Here is a 15,523-nt window from a genome sequence, read left to right as displayed (position 1 = left end):
GCGTTGTTGGCAAAATCATCAATTGTTAATTGATATTTGTCAGCTAACGGAGCGTCTGGCTTAACACAATCCCAATGACGAACAACAGGTTAGTCAGCAGCGCGCCTTTTACCGTACGTTCCAGCATCGGCGGCATAGCGGACGGGCTGAGTTCACGCATCACAAAGCGGGCCTGCTTAACCAGCAGCGGCGCGGCAAGCACAAACAGCCAGCCCCACAGACTGTGCAGGGAAATCAGGTTAAACAGCGCCAGGCAAACCAAAGCGCCGATGAGCAGGCAGGCATGATAGCGGCGCGCATTCACCGGCCCCAGACGCACCGCCAGTGTGTTCTTGCCGTTCTCACGGTCGCTGTCGATATCGCGCAGGTTATTGATGTTCAGCACTGCCGTCGCCAGCAGGCCGCAGGCGGTCGCGGGAAGGAACAGAGCAGGGATCACCGTATGCGCCTGTAAGTACCAGCTCCCCATCACGCTCAACCAGCCGAAGAACACCAGCACGGAGATATCCCCGAGGCCAATATAGCCGTAAGGGCGCGTGCCGACGGTGTAGGTGATGGCCGCGATAATGGCGAGCAGACCCAGCACCAGGAAGCCAATGAAATCGCTGGTGGTTTTCGAGGCGACCGTCACCAGTGCCAGGCCGGATAGGCAAATCAGTACCACGGTGATAATCAGCGCGCGCTTCATCTGTGCCTGGGTAATGACCCCTTTCTGCATCCCGCGCAGCGGCCCGATACGGTCCGGCTTATCACTGCCCTTCACCGCATCACCATAGTCGTTAGCGAGGTTGGAGAGAATTTGCAGCAGGCCGGCGGTAATCAATGCCAGCGCGGCGACCAGCGGATCAAAATAACCTTGCCACCAGGCAAGCGCCGTACCGACGATAATCGCGGCAAAGGCCAGAGGAAGCGTTTTAGGGCGCAGGCTTTCGAGCCACGCCTGAGTACGGCTGATATCAGTCATAGTAATTTAGCCAATAAAAATGGGGGCCTTAGCCCCCATTAACAGTGATGAGAATGCAGTAACCGCGATTATAGGATAAAACGGCTCAGATCTTCATCTGCCACTAACGCATCCAGATGTTTGCTCACATATTCTGCGTCAATGGTAATGGTTTGACCGTTGAGGTCGCTCGCATCATACGAGATATCTTCCACCAGGCGTTCCAGCACGGTGTGCAGACGACGCGCACCGATGTTCTCGGTGGTTTCGTTGACCTGCCATGCGGCCTGGGCGATACGCTTGATACCGTCCTCGGTGAACTCAAGGTTCACGCCTTCCGTCGCCATCAGCGCTTTGTACTGTACGGTAGCAGAGGCGTTTGGCTCGGTCAGGATGCGCTCGAAATCTTCAGTGGTCAGCGCCTGCAGCTCAACGCGGATAGGCAGACGACCCTGCAGTTCCGGGATTAGATCCGACGGGCTGGCCACCTGGAACGCACCGGAAGCAATAAACAGGATGTGGTCCGTTTTCACCATGCCGTGCTTGGTGGAGACGGTGCAGCCTTCAACCAGCGGCAGCAGGTCGCGCTGTACGCCTTCGCGGGACACATCCGGGCCGGAACTGTTGCCGCCGCGCTTACAAATTTTGTCGATTTCGTCGATGAACACGATGCCGTGCTGCTCAACCGCGTCGATAGCGTCCTGCTTCAGCTCTTCCGGGTTCACCAGCTTCGCCGCTTCTTCTTCAATCAGCAGCTTCATCGCGTCTTTGATTTTCAGCTTACGCGCTTTCTGCTTCTGGCCGCCCAGGTTCTGGAACATGGACTGCAGCTGGCTGGTCATCTCTTCCATGCCCGGAGGCGCCATGATTTCCACGCCCATCGGCGCGGCCGCGAGATCGATCTCAATCTCTTTGTCGTCCAGCTGGCCTTCACGCAGTTTTTTGCGGAACGCCTGACGCGCGGCTGAAGGCTCAGACTGCTGTTCAGCCTGGCCCCAATTGTTTTTCGCCGGTGGGATCAGCACGTCGAGAATGCGCTCTTCGGCCATCTCTTCCGCGCGATAGCGGTTTTTTTCAATCGCCTGGACGCGCACCATTTTGATCGCCGAGTCGGTCAGATCGCGGATGATGGAGTCCACTTCTTTACCCACATAGCCCACTTCGGTGAACTTGGTGGCTTCAACTTTGATGAACGGCGCGTTCGCCAGCTTCGCCAGACGACGGGCGATTTCGGTTTTCCCGACGCCGGTCGGGCCGATCATCAGAATGTTTTTCGGCGTGACTTCGTGACGCAGCTCTTCATCAAGCTGCATACGACGCCAGCGGTTACGCAGCGCGATGGCCACGGAGCGCTTGGCGTTATCCTGGCCGATAATGTGTTTGTTCAGTTCGCTGACAATTTCGCGTGGGGTCATTTCAGACATGGGAGATCCTTACGCTTTGGAGGTCAATTCTTCGATGGTGTGGTTGTGGTTGGTATAGATGCAGATATCACCTGCAATATCCAACGCCTTCACCGCGATATCACGCGCGTTCATGTCGGTATTTTCCAACAGCGCGCGGGCTGCAGCCTGGGCATAAGGGCCGCCAGAGCCGATGGCAATCAGGTCGTTTTCCGGCTGAATCACGTCACCGTTACCGGTAATGATAAGCGAAGCGGTTTCATCCGCGACCGCCAGCAGCGCTTCGAGCTTGCGCAGCATACGGTCGGTACGCCAGTCTTTCGCCAGCTCAACGGCGGCTTTCACCAGATGACCCTGGTGCATTTCCAGTTTGCGTTCAAACAGTTCAAACAGCGTGAAGGCATCCGCCGTGCCGCCTGCAAAACCGGCGATCACTTTGTCGTTGTAGAGACGACGCACTTTCTTCACGTTGCCTTTCATGACGGTATTACCCAGCGTGGCCTGGCCATCACCGGCGATTACCACATGGCCGTTACGGCGTACACTTACTATTGTTGTCACGAGCAGACCCCCTGGTTACAAATTCGGGAAACAGAAGCCCTGAGCCTGTGCTCAGGGCTGAATTAAATGATAGATGGGGGAGATTTTGGGGGTTTCAACCCCCGGAGGCGAGTCGAATGCAGTTTGTATGACCGGCCACTTTCAGGCGCGAAATGGTGCCATCGGCATTTTCTTTGCCTTTGACCGGGCCAATCACCACGCGATTCCAGCCGTTGTTGGTGGTAATGCGTGAATCAAATCCTTCAAACGCCAGCTGAGCACGCACCGTTTCTGCCTGCTCGGCGCCTTTAAACGAACCGCACTGCACCATCCAGCGGCGCTCGTCTTTTTTCTCTGCCGTCTGCTTCGGCGATTCGGTCTCTTTGGTCACCGGCGCGGCCTGCTGCGTTTTCGGCTGCTGCGCGGTGGTATGCGCTGGCGTCTGGAGCAGATCCTGATACGGCTGAGCCGCTTGTTTTTGCGGCTGCGTTTTTGGCTGTTGAACAGGCTGAGACTGCACCGTACGCGTCTGCTGCTGCGGTTGCTGGTAAGGCTGCGCTTTCGGCTGCTGCACCGGCTGGGTTTGCGTCCACTGCTGCTGCTGTTGCTGCTGTTGAATTTGTGCCTGGCGCTGACGCTGCAGCTGCAGCGTTTGCTGACGCTGTGCTGGCGTCTGTTCATTCCACGGCACTTCGTTCAACTGCGTTGGTTGCTGGCGCATATCGGCCTGCATTTGTGCCAGCAGCTGGCGCTGCTCGTCCGTCAGCTGGTCGGCATTTTTCACTTCGCCACCGGCTGAAGGCTCGGTAGGCGCACGCACGCCAGGCTGACGGCTTTCCAGCTCTTTAATATAGCGCCAGCGCTCTTCAGGTTTCGGCGGCAGACCATTTCCCGCCACTTTGTTGCCCTGAAGCGCCTCGGACTCTTCTTTTTTATGGTGCGTAATGAAGTACAGGCCGCCAATAAAAGCCACCAGTACCGCCGCAGCAATAGCGACCATTGCTGGCGAGACCGCAGGCAGATTACGCTGCTTGCTTTTTGAACTACTCTTTTTGCGTCGCGAAGGTGCCGGCTGGCCGCGACGTACATAATCTCGTTGTGCCACTATCGTTTCGCTGTATTTATTCGTTCGTCAGCCCGCCATGTTACTTAAGCGGCGGGGCTTTGACCAGATAAGGGTGTCCGAAAGGCGTTTACTTTAAGTCAATGCCTGGGTAGAGCCGCGAACAATCAGCTCGCAGTCCAGTAACCGTGAGCCGCTGCTAACTGTTTGACCCTGCAGCTGATCCAGCAGAAGCAGCATCGCTTCACGGCCAATCTGATAGCGCGGTTGTGACACGGTGGAGAGCGGCGGATCGCAAAACTCTGAAAGCGAAATGTTATCGAAACCGATAATCGACAGATCTTTCGGCACGCGTAAGCCACGGCGTTTGGCGTGGGACAGCGCCCCCAGCGCCATCACGTCGCTGTGGCAGAACACCGCTGTTGGCGGTTCTGGCAGCGCCAGCAGTTTCTCCAGCGCCTGTCCGCCCGCTTCGAAAGTAAAATCACCGCGCGCAATGTAGTGCGGATCGACAATCGCACCGGTACGGCGCAGTGCCTGAACATAGCCCTGCAGGCGATAGTGGCAGAGCGGCATCTCTTCCGGCCCGGCAATGCAGCCAATCCGCTTATGCCCCAGTTCCTGAAGATAGTTCACCGCGTTGAACGCGGCCGTCAGGTTATCGATATGAACCGTCGGCAGCTCCAGCTCGGGGGCAAACTCGTTGGCCATCACCATCGGGGGTAAATTGCGCTGTTCTTCGATGCTGGCATCAAACGGCAGGCGTGAGCCAAGCAGCAGCATGCCGTCAATCTGCTTGGTAATAATGAGGTCGATAAAGGTTTTTTCCTGCTGGTTCTGATGGGCGCAGTCGCCAATCAGCACCAGATAGCCCTGCTCCGCAGCCGTCACTTCGATGCCGCGAATGATCTCGCTAAAGAAGGGATCGCAGATGTCCGGCACTATCACCAGGATGGTCCGCGATTCATTGCGCTTGACGTTCCGCCCCATGGCCTGAGGGAAGTAACCCACTTCCAGCGCCGCCTGTTCAACCTTGTTACGGGTCGCCTGGGAGACTTTATCCGGGTTCATTAATGCGCGGGACACGGTTGCCGTTGAGACTTGTGCTTTCTCGGCAACGTCTTTCATGGTCGCCGTGGCAACCTCTTTCCTGGACTTCAACGTCTTCTCCTCGCCTGAACACCGAACTGCGGACACCACCATTTTTACAGATAGTTAATGGAATCGGTTACAGAATTTTCATAAAAAGTGTGAGGCGCGTTAAATTTTTCGATCCGTCTTCAGCCTTCGATGGGATCGACGTCCAGTACCCACTTCACTTTTCGCGCTTCCGGCAGGGTGTTGATGAGCGCCAGCGTGCCGCTGACGATGTGCTGCAGGCGAATACGCGAGGGGTGCTGGAGTAAAATTTGCCAGCGAAAACGTCCGCCGCGCTTCGGCGCCAGCGCCGGCACCGGGCCCAGGATCCACAGCTGGTTATCCACCAGCGGGCTGGCCTGCAGGAGATTCCTCAGCTGTTGCAGGAAAAGCGGGGCCTGCTGGTTGTTATGATCTTCCGCGCGGATGATGACGTGGCTGGTCCACGGCGGCAGCTGCATGGTCTGGCGCTCGGCCAGCGCCTGCTCGGCGAAGGCGTCATAGCCTTTATGCAGCAGGGTTTGCAGCAGCGGGTGCTCAGGGTGGTGCGTTTGTAGTACCACCTCGCCCTGCTTGCCAGCACGTCCCGCACGCCCTGCCACCTGGGTATAAAGCTGGGCGAAGCGCTCGGCGGAGCGGAAATCGGCCGAGAACAGCGCGCCGTCCACGTCCAGCAGGGCGACCAGCGTCACGTCCGGGAAGTGGTGCCCTTTGGCCAGCATCTGAGTACCAATCAGGATGCGCGCGCCGCCGCGATGCACTTCTGCCAGCTGCTGTTCCAGCGCTCCTTTGCGGCTGGTGGTGTCCCGGTCGATTCGGGAAATAGGCACGTCCGGGAAGAAGGGGCCAAGCGCCTGTTCAAGTTGTTCCGTGCCCAGACCGACCGGCACGATATGCGTTGATCCGCACGACGGGCACTGGCGCGGCACCGGGCGCTGGCTGTCGCAGTGGTGGCAGCGCAGGTGACGCTGGGCCTGATGGAAGGTGTAGTAGTGGTCACAGCGCGGGCATTCTGCAATCCAGCCGCAGTCGTGGCACAGCAGGGCGGGGGCGAATCCGCGACGGTTCAGGAACAGGATCACCTGGTTCCCCGCCTGCAAATGCTGGCGCATGCGGGAAATCAATGCGGGCGCTAACCCTGCCTGCACCTGCTGGCCTTTGAGATCCAGCACGTGCTGAATGGCCGGACGGGCGTTCCCCGCGCGACGCGTCAGGCGCAGCATGTGATATTTACGCTGGCGCACGTTGTGCAGCGTTTCGAGCGCCGGCGTGGCGGAGCCGAGAATAATGGGAATTTGCTCGCTGTGCGCGCGGTAGACCGCCAGATCGCGGGCATGGTAGCGCCAGCCTTCCTGCTGTTTATAGGAGCTGTCGTGCTCTTCATCGATCACGATAACGCCAAGGTTTTTAAACGGCGTAAACAGCGACGAGCGGGTGCCGATCACTATCGCCGCTTCGCCGTTTTTCGCTTTCAGCCAGGCGCTAAGGCGCTCGCTGTCGTTAAGCCCCGAGTGCAGCACCTCAACCGGCGCGTTAAAGCGCTCGCGGAATCGGGCGATTGTCTGCGGCGTCAGGCCGATTTCCGGCACCATCACCAGCGCCTGTTTACCCTGCGCGAGCACGTTTTCCAGTACGCTCAGGTAGACTTCCGTTTTGCCGGAGCCCGTCACGCCCGCCAGCAGCCAGGCGGAAAAATGGTCCGAGGCGCTGTGAATGGCGCCTACCGCGGTGGCCTGCTCGGTATTCAGACGCAGGCGATCGCCTGAGACGGAGAAGCCGTCGCGCCAGTCGTGAAGGGCAGGCGCTTCGCTGGCCAGCTCGCTCAGCCCTTTCTTTCTTAATGCCTGTAGCGCGGTTTCGCTGACCTCAAGCTCGTTAACCTGATGCCGCCAGATTTTCCCCTGACGCAGCGCCGCTAGCGCCTGCTGCTGTTTCTGCGAGCGCTTGAGGCTGTTAATGTCCACGGCCTGCCCCTGTTCGGTGGCAAACCAGTACCACATCGGGGCGTGGCTGGCACTCTTGCCCTGGCGCAGCAGAATAGGCAGGGCGTGGAAGAGGACGTCGCCAATCGGATGGTGATAATAATCCGCCGCCCACAGCAGCAGTCGCCAGGTGCTGGTGGAGAAAACCGGCTCGAGGTCCAGCACCTCAACGACCGACTTCAGTTCATTGAGGGGCAATTCGCTTTTATCGCTGACGGAGACGACGATCCCCACGCGCTGCTGTTTGCCAAACGGCACGGTCACGCGACAGCCCGCTTTGGCGCTCATGCTGTCGGGCAGCAGGTAGTCAAAGGTGCGGGGAAGCGGAACGGGCAGGGCAACGTGAGCGACGGGCATCGAATCTTCCTGACTTGAAAAGTGGCGCGTTAGTATACACATTAGTAAAAGCGGCGTGCGGATCAGTTTGCATACGTTGGTTAAATTCTGTATGATTCGCCGCCTTTGGTGTACTTTACGCCAAAGAACTTACATTCAACATCGCGTGGTGTCTGGCGTTAGGGCTGGAAGAGCGACGCGGCCTTAACTGAGGTTCTCCCATGAAAAAAGATATTCACCCGAAATACGAAATGATTACTGCAAACTGCTCTTGCGGTAACTCTATCCAGATCCGCTCTACCGTGGGTCACGATCTGAACTTGGACGTGTGCGGCAAATGCCACCCGTTCTACACTGGTAAGCAGCGTGATGTTGCAACCGGTGGCCGTGTTGACCGCTTCAACAAGCGTTTCAGCATCCCGGGCGCTAAATAAGTTTCCCGAAAAAAAGGCACCGCAAGGTGCCTTTTTTGTATCCGTTTCTCAGTATTCCCACGTCTCCGGGTCAATACCCAGTTCACGCATGATCACCTTCGCCTCTTCCGGGATTTCGTCGCTACGCTCTTTGCGCAGATCGTCATCGTTCGGCAACGGTTGGCCGGTAAACGCATGCAGGAACGCTTCGCACAGCAGTTCGCTGTTGGTCGCGTGGCGCAGGTTATTCACCTGACGACGCGTACGTTCATCGGTGAGGATCTTCAACACCTTCAGAGGAATGGAAACCGTAATTTTCTTTACTTGCTCACTCTTCTTACCGTGCTCAGCGTATGGGCTGATATATTCGCCGCTCCATTCAGCCATGAGATACCTTTAATCCTCTCAGTCATTAATCTAAAGGTGCAAACCGGTCACTGCCCGTTTTGAACCGTAATCTTGCGTAGTTTACCGTAGAGACGATACCGTGGCACGGATATTGCCGCTGCAGCGTGCACTAAAGCATATAATTTTAACGGCTATTTGCGCATTGCTCAATCTATACGCAAAGAAGTTTAGATGTCCAGATGTATTGACGTCCATACTTTCAATGTTTACTCTGGTGCCTGACTTTTCACCTCATTCGCCAGGAAGCCCTCACCATGACGCGTAAACAGGCCACTATCGCAGTGCGTAGCGGATTAAATGATGACGAGCAGTACGGCTGCGTTGTCCCGCCCATTCATCTTTCCAGTACCTACAATTTCACCGGATTTAATGAACCCCGCGCGCATGACTATTCGCGTCGTGGCAATCCTACGCGTGATGTGACCCAGCGTGCGCTGGCCGAGCTGGAAGGGGGCGCAGGGGCAGTATTAACCAATACCGGGATGTCCGCCATTCACCTGGTGACGACAGTTTTCCTGAAACCGGGCGATCTGCTGGTTGCGCCGCACGACTGCTACGGCGGGAGCTATCGCCTGTTTGATAGCCTGGCAAAGCGCGGCTGCTACCGCGTGCTGTTTGTCGATCAAAACGACGAGCAGGCGCTGAAACAGGCGCTGGCAGAGAAACCAAAGCTGGTTCTGGTGGAAAGTCCAAGCAACCCATTGTTGCGCGTTGTCGACATTGCGAAAATTTGTCAGCTCGCAAGGGATGCGGGAGCGATAAGTGTAGTGGATAATACCTTCCTCAGTCCGGCGCTTCAGAACCCGTTAGCACTGGGTGCGGATCTTGTATTGCATTCATGTACTAAATATCTGAACGGCCATTCTGACGTGGTGGCGGGCGTGGTGATTGCCAAAGATCCCGACGTTGTCACGGAACTGGCATGGTGGGCCAATAACATTGGCGTCACCGCGGGCGCGTTCGACAGCTACCTGCTGTTGCGCGGCATCCGCACGCTGTCGCCGCGCATGGACGTGGCGCAGCGTAATGCCCAGGCGATTGTCGATTTCCTGAAAACCCAGCCGCTGGTGAAGAAGCTTTATCACCCGTCGCTGCCGGAAAACCAGGGACACGAGATTGCCGCGCGCCAGCAAAAGGGATTTGGCGCGATGTTAAGTTTTGAACTGGACGGTGACGAGCAAACGCTGCGTCGCTTCCTGAGCGGGCTGTCATTGTTTACGCTGGCGGAATCCTTAGGTGGGGTTGAAAGCTTGATCTCCCACGCCGCGACCATGACGCACGCAGGTATGGCACCCGAAGCACGTGCCGCCGCCGGGATTTCCGAGACGCTGCTGCGTATCTCAACCGGCATTGAAGATTCTGAAGATTTAATTGCCGATCTGGAAAATGGCTTCCGGATCGCAGCCAAGGGGTAATCATGAGTGTGATAGCGCAGGCAGGGGCGAAGGGTCGTCAGCTGCACAAGTTTGGTGGTAGTAGTCTTGCTGATGTGAAATGTTACCTGCGCGTCGCAGGGATCATGACCGAATATTCACAGCCGGGTGACATGATGGTTGTCTCAGCGGCGGGCAGCACCACCAACCAGTTGATTAGCTGGCTGAAACTGAGCCAGACCGATCGCCTTTCTGCGCATCAGGTGCAACAGTCCTTACGTCGTTACCAGAGCGAGCTGATTGCCGGCCTGCTGCCTGCGGACGTGGCGGACGGGCTGATCAGCGCTTTCACGCATGACCTTGAGCGTCTGGCAGCCCTGCTGGACAGCGGGATTACCGACGCGGTGTATGCCGAAGTGGTGGGCCACGGTGAAGTGTGGTCCGCGCGTCTGATGGCCGCCGTGCTGCAACATCTGGGCGTGGAAGCGGCCTGGCTCGACGCGCGTGATTTCCTGCGCGCGGAACGCGCCGCGCAGCCGCAGGTGGATGAAGGGTTGTCCTACCCGCTGCTACAGCAGCTGCTGGTGCAGCATCCGGGCAAACGTATTGTCGTCACCGGCTTTATCAGCCGCAGCAATGCTGGCGAAACCGTGCTGCTGGGCCGTAACGGCTCGGACTACTCGGCAACGCAGATTGGTGCCCTGGCGGGCGTGTCCCGCGTCACCATCTGGAGCGACGTGGCCGGTGTTTACAGCGCGGACCCGCGTAAGGTGAAAGATGCCTGTCTGCTGCCGCTGCTGCGTCTCGACGAAGCCAGCGAGCTGGCACGGCTGGCTGCGCCGGTACTGCACGCGCGCACGCTGCAGCCGGTTTCCGGCAGCGATATCGACCTGCAGCTGCGCTGTAGCTATACGCCGGACCAGGGTTCCACGCGCATTGAGCGCGTGCTGGCGTCCGGCACGGGCGCGCGTATTGTCACCAGCCACGACGACATCTGCCTGATTGAGTTCCAGGTCCCTGCCGGTCAGGATTTCAAACTGGCACATAAAGATATCGACACGATCCTGAAACGCGCCCAGGTGCGTCCGCTGGCCGTTGGCGTTCACAATGACCGTCAGCTGCTGCAGTTCTGCTATACCGCCGAAGTGGCGGACAGCGCGCTGAAAATTCTGGATGAAGCGGGCCTGCCGGGCGAGCTTCGCCTGCGTCAGGGGTTGGCGCTGGTGGCGATGGTGGGCGCGGGCGTCACCCGTAACCCGCTGCACTGCCACCGCTTCTGGCAGCAGCTGAAAGGCCAGCCGGTGGAGTTCACCTGGCAGTCGGAAGAGGGCATCAGCCTGGTCGCGGTCCTGCGGAAAGGGCCAACCGAGAGCCTGATTCAGGGCCTGCACACCTCCCTGTTCCGCGCGGAAAAACGCATTGGGCTGGTACTGTTTGGGAAAGGCAACATCGGCTCCCGCTGGCTGGAGCTGTTTGCCCGCGAGCAGGTTACGCTCTCGGCGCGTACCGGATTCGAATTTATTCTTGCGGGCGTGGTGGACAGCCGCCGCAGCCTGCTGAACTACGAAGGGCTGGACGCCAGCCGCGCGCTTGCCTTCTTTAACGATGAAGCCGTAGAGCAGGATGAAGAAGCGCTGTTCCTGTGGATGCGCGCGCACCCTTATGACGATCTGGTGGTGCTGGACGTTACCGCCAGCGAACAGCTTGCCGATCAGTATCTGGATTTCGCCAGCCACGGTTTCCACGTCATCAGCGCCAACAAGCTGGCGGGGGCAAGCAGCACCGATAAATACCGCCAGATCCACGACGCGTTCGAAAAAACGGGCCGCCACTGGCTCTATAACGCCACTGTTGGCGCGGGCCTGCCGGTTAACCACACCGTGCGCGACCTGATTGAAAGCGGCGACAGCATTCTGGCGCTGAGCGGGATCTTCTCCGGCACGCTCTCCTGGCTATTCCTGCAGTTTGACGGCACTGTACCATTCACCGACCTGGTGGATCAGGCCTGGCAGCAGGGCTTAACCGAGCCCGATCCGCGCGTTGATCTCTCCGGTAAAGACGTGATGCGCAAGCTGGTGATCCTGGCGCGCGAAGCCGGTTATGACATCGAGCCGGATTCTGTACGCGTCGAGTCGCTGGTCCCTGCGGGCTGCGAGGAAGGGTCCGTTGACCATTTCTTCGAGAACGGTGACGAGCTGAATGACCAGATGGTGCAGCGTCTGGAAGCGGCAAACGAGATGGGGCTGGTGTTGCGCTACGTGGCGCGTTTCGAGGCGAACGGTAAGGCGCGCGTGGGTGTCGAAGCGGTGCGTCCTGACCATCCGCTGGCGGCGCTGCTGCCGTGCGATAACGTCTTCGCCATTGAAAGCCGCTGGTACCGTGATAACCCGCTGGTGATCCGCGGTCCGGGCGCGGGGCGCGATGTCACCGCCGGGGCGATCCAGTCCGACATTAACCGTCTGGCTAAGCTGCTGTAACCCCTCACCCTAACCCTCTCCCCAAAGGGGAGAGGGGACTGCTTTTCCCCCTCATCATGAGTTTCTCTCATCTTCCCTGAGCAAACCTCACCGTTATTGTTGATTATTTATGTTGACGTCCCTCCGCTTTTCCGTCATTTTTACATCTGGACGTCTAAACGTATAGAAGTTCACGACACAACAGACAACGACACGCGAAAGATAGAGGTAAGGTATGAGCTTTTTTCACGCCAACCAGCGGGAAGCACTGAATCAGAGCCTGGCCGAAGTAAACGGCCAGATTAACGTCTCTTTTGAATTTTTCCCGCCGCGCACCAGTGAAATGGAGCAAACCCTGTGGAGCTCTATCGATCGCCTGAGCAGCCTGAAGCCAAAGTTTGTCTCCGTGACATACGGTGCGAATTCCGGCGAGCGTGACCGTACGCACAGCATAATTAAAGGCATTAAGGACAGAACCGGTCTGGAAGCGGCACCGCACCTGACCTGTATCGACGCCACTCGCGATGAACTGCGCGCCATTGCCCAGGACTACTGGAACAACGGTATTCGCCATATCGTTGCCCTGCGCGGCGATCTCCCTCCCGGCAGCGGCAAGCCAGAGATGTATGCGGCCGACCTGGTCGGGCTGCTGAAAGAGGTGGCCGACTTCGATATCTCCGTGGCCGCCTACCCTGAAGTTCATCCGGAAGCGAAAAGCGCCCAGGCGGATCTGCTTAACCTGAAGCGTAAGGTGGAGGCCGGTGCCAACCGCGCCATCACCCAGTTCTTCTTTGACGTGGAAAGCTATCTGCGCTTCCGCGACCGCTGCGTCTCGGCTGGTATCGACGTCGAAATCATTCCTGGCATTTTGCCGGTCTCGAACTTCAAACAGGCGAAGAAATTCGCCGATATGACCAACGTGCGCATTCCGCTGTGGATGTCCAAAATGTACGAAGGGCTGGACGATGACCCGGAAACCCGCAAGCTGGTGGGGGCCAACATCGCGATGGACATGGTGAAGATTTTAAGTCGCGAAGGGGTGAAAGATTTCCACTTCTACACGCTGAACCGTGCGGAGATGAGCTACGCCATTTGTCACACACTCGGCGTTCGTCCGGCGTAATCAGCAAAAAGCCCTCATAAAATCGAGGGCTTTTTAGTCAGGTAGAAAGTTAAAAGGTATTAACTATCGAATCTGTGGATTAATTCAACTATATCTTATTGCTAGTGGTGTATATCGTAACGGTAACACTGTAAAGGGAGCATAGCGATGAGCACGTCAGACGAGACCAATAACGCGGCATCCGCCGGCAAATGTCCGTTCCATCAGGGCGGCGTCGATCACAGCGCGGGCGCAGGTACCGGCAGTAAAGAGTGGTGGCCTAAACAACTCCGCATCGATCTTCTAAATCAACATTCCAACCGTTCTAACCCTCTGGGTGAAGACTTCGACTACCGCAAAGAATTCAGCAAGCTCGACTATTCCGCCCTCAAGGGCGATCTCAAAGCCCTGTTAACCGACTCTCAACCCTGGTGGCCTGCCGACTGGGGCAGCTATGCTGGCCTGTTTATTCGCATGGCCTGGCACGGTGCCGGTACCTATCGCTCCGTTGACGGACGCGGCGGTGCCGGACGCGGTCAGCAGCGCTTTGCGCCACTGAACTCCTGGCCTGATAACGTCAGCCTGGATAAAGCGCGCCGCCTGCTGTGGCCAATCAAGCAAAAATACGGACAAAAAATCTCCTGGGCCGACCTGTTTATCCTCGCGGGTAACGTGGCGCTGGAGAACTCCGGCTTCCGCACCTTTGGTTTTGGCGCCGGTCGTGAAGACGTCTGGGAACCGGATCTGGACGTGAACTGGGGCGATGAAAAAGCCTGGCTGACCCACCGTGACCCGGAAGCGCTGGCGAAGCGTCCTCTGGGTGCCACTGAAATGGGCCTGATTTACGTGAACCCGGAAGGGCCAAACGCCAGCGGTGAACCGCTGTCGGCGGCTGCGGCAATTCGCGCAACCTTCGGCAACATGGGGATGAACGACGAAGAGACCGTCGCGCTGATTGCAGGCGGCCATACGCTCGGTAAAACCCACGGCGCGGGTGAAGCTACGCACGTTGGTACCGATCCGGAAGCCTCGCCGATTGAAGCGCAGGGCTTAGGCTGGGCAAGCACGCACGGCACCGGTATTGGCGCTGATGCTATCACCTCCGGGCTGGAAGTCATCTGGTCACAAACTCCGACCCAGTGGAGCAACTACTTCTTCGAGAACCTGTTCAAATACGAATGGGTGCAGACCCGTAGCCCGGCAGGCGCGATTCAGTTTGAAGCCGTGGATGCGCCTGAGATCATGCCAGACCCGTTCGATCCGTCGAAAAAACGTAAGCCTACCATGCTGGTCACCGACCTGACGCTGCGCTTCGACCCGGAATTCGAGAAAATTTCCCATCGCTTCCTGAACGATCCGCAGGCCTTTAACGAAGCCTTCGCGCGTGCGTGGTTCAAACTGACCCACCGCGATATGGGGCCAAAAGCACGGTACATCGGTCCGGAAGTGCCGAAAGAAGATCTGATTTGGCAGGATCCGCTGCCGCAGGCGGTGTTCAATCCGTCGAAAGAGGACATTGAAAGCCTGAAGGCGGAAATCGCGGCCTCCGGCCTCTCCGTGAGCGAACTGGTTTCCGTTGCCTGGGCGTCTGCATCGACCTTCCGCGGCGGCGACAAGCGCGGCGGTGCCAACGGCGCGCGTCTGGCGCTGGCTCCTCAGCGCGACTGGGATGTGAACGCCGCGGCGGTTCGCGCGTTGCCGGCTCTGGAAGCTATCCAGCGCACCACCAATAAAGCCTCGCTGGCCGATATTATCGTGCTGGCGGGCGTCGTGGGCGTTGAGCAGGCGGCGAAAGCGGCGGGCGTTTATGTCAACGTACCGTTCACCCCGGGTCGCGTGGATGCCCGTCAGGACCAGACGGATATCGAGATGTTCAACCTGCTCGAGCCGGTTGCCGACGGCTTCCGCAACTACCGTGCGCAGGTGGATGTGTCCACGACGGAGTCACTGCTGATTGATAAGGCCCAGCAGCTGACCCTGACCGCGCCTGAACTGACGGTGCTGATCGGCGGCCTGCGCGTGCTGGGTACAAACTTCGATGGCAGCAAGAATGGCGTATTCACCAACCGCGAAGGCGTGCTGAGCAACGATTTCTTCGTGAACCTGCTGGACATGAACACTCAGTGGAAGGCGACCGACGAATCCAGTGAACTGTTTGCCGGAAGCGATCGCGCCAGCGGTGAAGTGAAATATACCGCGACCCGCGCCGACCTGGTCTTTGGCTCGAACGCTGTCCTGCGCGCGCTGGCAGAGGTTTACGCCAGCAGCGATGCGCACGAGAAGTTCGTCCGTGACTTCGTTGCCGCTTGGGCGAAGGTGATGGATTTGGATCGTTTTGATCTGCGGTAAATAAATATCCCCGCCACG

12 protein-coding genes are annotated in these 15,523 nt (G+C 58.1%); 5 read left to right on the top strand and 7 right to left on the bottom strand.

Going from position 1 to position 15,523, the window contains the following annotated elements; genetic code table 11:
• Positions 1-43: 43 nt before the first annotated feature.
• From menA to priA, 6 genes are all read right to left on the bottom strand, one after another.
• A complete protein-coding gene (menA, locus tag V1603_RS02490) occupies positions 44-970 on the bottom strand; it encodes a 1,4-dihydroxy-2-naphthoate polyprenyltransferase (RefSeq protein WP_162875001.1) in 927 nt (308 codons plus the stop codon).
• A 62-nt stretch (positions 971-1,032) separates the two neighbouring features.
• A complete protein-coding gene (hslU, locus tag V1603_RS02485) occupies positions 1,033-2,367 on the bottom strand; it encodes an HslU--HslV peptidase ATPase subunit (RefSeq protein ID WP_116343777.1) in 1,335 nt (444 codons plus the stop codon).
• A gap of 9 nt (positions 2,368-2,376) precedes the next feature.
• On the bottom strand, positions 2,377-2,907 hold the full coding sequence (gene hslV / locus V1603_RS02480; protein WP_008501802.1) for an ATP-dependent protease subunit HslV: 531 nt from the start codon (positions 2,905-2,907) through the stop codon (positions 2,377-2,379).
• A gap of 94 nt (positions 2,908-3,001) precedes the next feature.
• Positions 3,002-3,991, bottom strand: a complete 990-nt coding sequence (gene ftsN / locus V1603_RS02475; RefSeq protein ID WP_166712624.1) for a cell division protein FtsN — start codon at positions 3,989-3,991, stop codon at positions 3,002-3,004.
• A 93-nt stretch (positions 3,992-4,084) separates the two neighbouring features.
• Positions 4,085-5,110 carry a DNA-binding transcriptional regulator CytR gene (gene cytR / locus V1603_RS02470; protein WP_080330329.1) on the bottom strand — a complete coding sequence of 342 codons (1,026 nt, stop codon included), beginning with the start codon at positions 5,108-5,110 and terminating at the stop codon, positions 4,085-4,087.
• A gap of 119 nt (positions 5,111-5,229) precedes the next feature.
• Complete coding sequence (gene priA / locus V1603_RS02465; RefSeq protein WP_192984575.1) at positions 5,230-7,425, bottom strand: primosomal protein N'; 2,196 nt, start codon at positions 7,423-7,425, stop codon at positions 5,230-5,232.
• Between the two features lie 200 nt (positions 7,426-7,625).
• Between priA and rpmE the strand changes: the two genes are divergently transcribed.
• Positions 7,626-7,838, top strand: coding sequence for a 50S ribosomal protein L31 (rpmE, locus tag V1603_RS02460; RefSeq protein ID WP_003862040.1), 213 nt, complete (start codon positions 7,626-7,628; stop codon positions 7,836-7,838).
• Positions 7,839-7,886: 48 nt separating this feature from the next.
• On the opposite strand, the gene metJ is transcribed toward rpmE, so the two are convergent.
• Complete coding sequence (gene metJ / locus V1603_RS02455; protein WP_003862042.1) at positions 7,887-8,204, bottom strand: met regulon transcriptional regulator MetJ; 318 nt, start codon at positions 8,202-8,204, stop codon at positions 7,887-7,889.
• Between the two features lie 275 nt (positions 8,205-8,479).
• Here metJ and metB point away from each other — a divergent pair, with 275 nt between their 5' ends.
• The 4 genes from metB to katG all read left to right on the top strand — a co-directional run bounded on the left by metB (position 8,480) and on the right by katG (position 15,505).
• The gene (gene metB, locus V1603_RS02450; protein ID WP_045909121.1) at positions 8,480-9,640 is read left to right on the top strand and encodes a cystathionine gamma-synthase; all 1,161 of its coding nucleotides are present in this window, start codon (positions 8,480-8,482) and stop codon (positions 9,638-9,640) included.
• A gap of 2 nt (positions 9,641-9,642) precedes the next feature.
• Entirely contained in the window at positions 9,643-12,075 is a 2,433-nt protein-coding gene (locus V1603_RS02445) for a bifunctional aspartate kinase/homoserine dehydrogenase II (protein ID WP_116343780.1), read from the top strand.
• Positions 12,076-12,289: 214 nt separating this feature from the next.
• Complete coding sequence (gene metF / locus V1603_RS02440; protein ID WP_008501796.1) at positions 12,290-13,177, top strand: methylenetetrahydrofolate reductase; 888 nt, start codon at positions 12,290-12,292, stop codon at positions 13,175-13,177.
• A gap of 147 nt (positions 13,178-13,324) precedes the next feature.
• On the top strand, positions 13,325-15,505 hold the full coding sequence (katG, locus tag V1603_RS02435) for a catalase/peroxidase HPI (protein ID WP_395313455.1): 2,181 nt from the start codon (positions 13,325-13,327) through the stop codon (positions 15,503-15,505).
• Positions 15,506-15,523: the final 18 nt, after the last annotated feature.

The organism is Enterobacter sp. ECC-219, from assembly GCF_043966805.1.
GTDB lineage: Bacteria > Pseudomonadota > Gammaproteobacteria > Enterobacterales > Enterobacteriaceae > Enterobacter > Enterobacter cloacae_N.
Note: the sequence above shows the minus strand (reverse complement) of the source record. Positions and strands in the feature narration are given on the sequence as shown.

Coding starts and splice junctions, on each gene's coding strand:
- hslU (WP_116343777.1), bottom strand. CDS start 2,367: ATGTCTGAAATGACCCCACGCGAAATTGTCAGCGAACTGAACAAACAC.
- metB (WP_045909121.1), top strand. CDS start 8,480: ATGACGCGTAAACAGGCCACTATCGCAGTGCGTAGCGGATTAAATGAT.
- metJ (WP_003862042.1), bottom strand. CDS start 8,204: ATGGCTGAATGGAGCGGCGAATATATCAGCCCATACGCTGAGCACGGT.
- rpmE (WP_003862040.1), top strand. CDS start 7,626: ATGAAAAAAGATATTCACCCGAAATACGAAATGATTACTGCAAACTGC.
- metF (WP_008501796.1), top strand. CDS start 12,290: ATGAGCTTTTTTCACGCCAACCAGCGGGAAGCACTGAATCAGAGCCTG.
- katG (WP_395313455.1), top strand. CDS start 13,325: ATGAGCACGTCAGACGAGACCAATAACGCGGCATCCGCCGGCAAATGT.
- priA (WP_192984575.1), bottom strand. CDS start 7,425: ATGCCCGTCGCTCACGTTGCCCTGCCCGTTCCGCTTCCCCGCACCTTT.
- V1603_RS02445 (WP_116343780.1), top strand. CDS start 9,643: ATGAGTGTGATAGCGCAGGCAGGGGCGAAGGGTCGTCAGCTGCACAAG.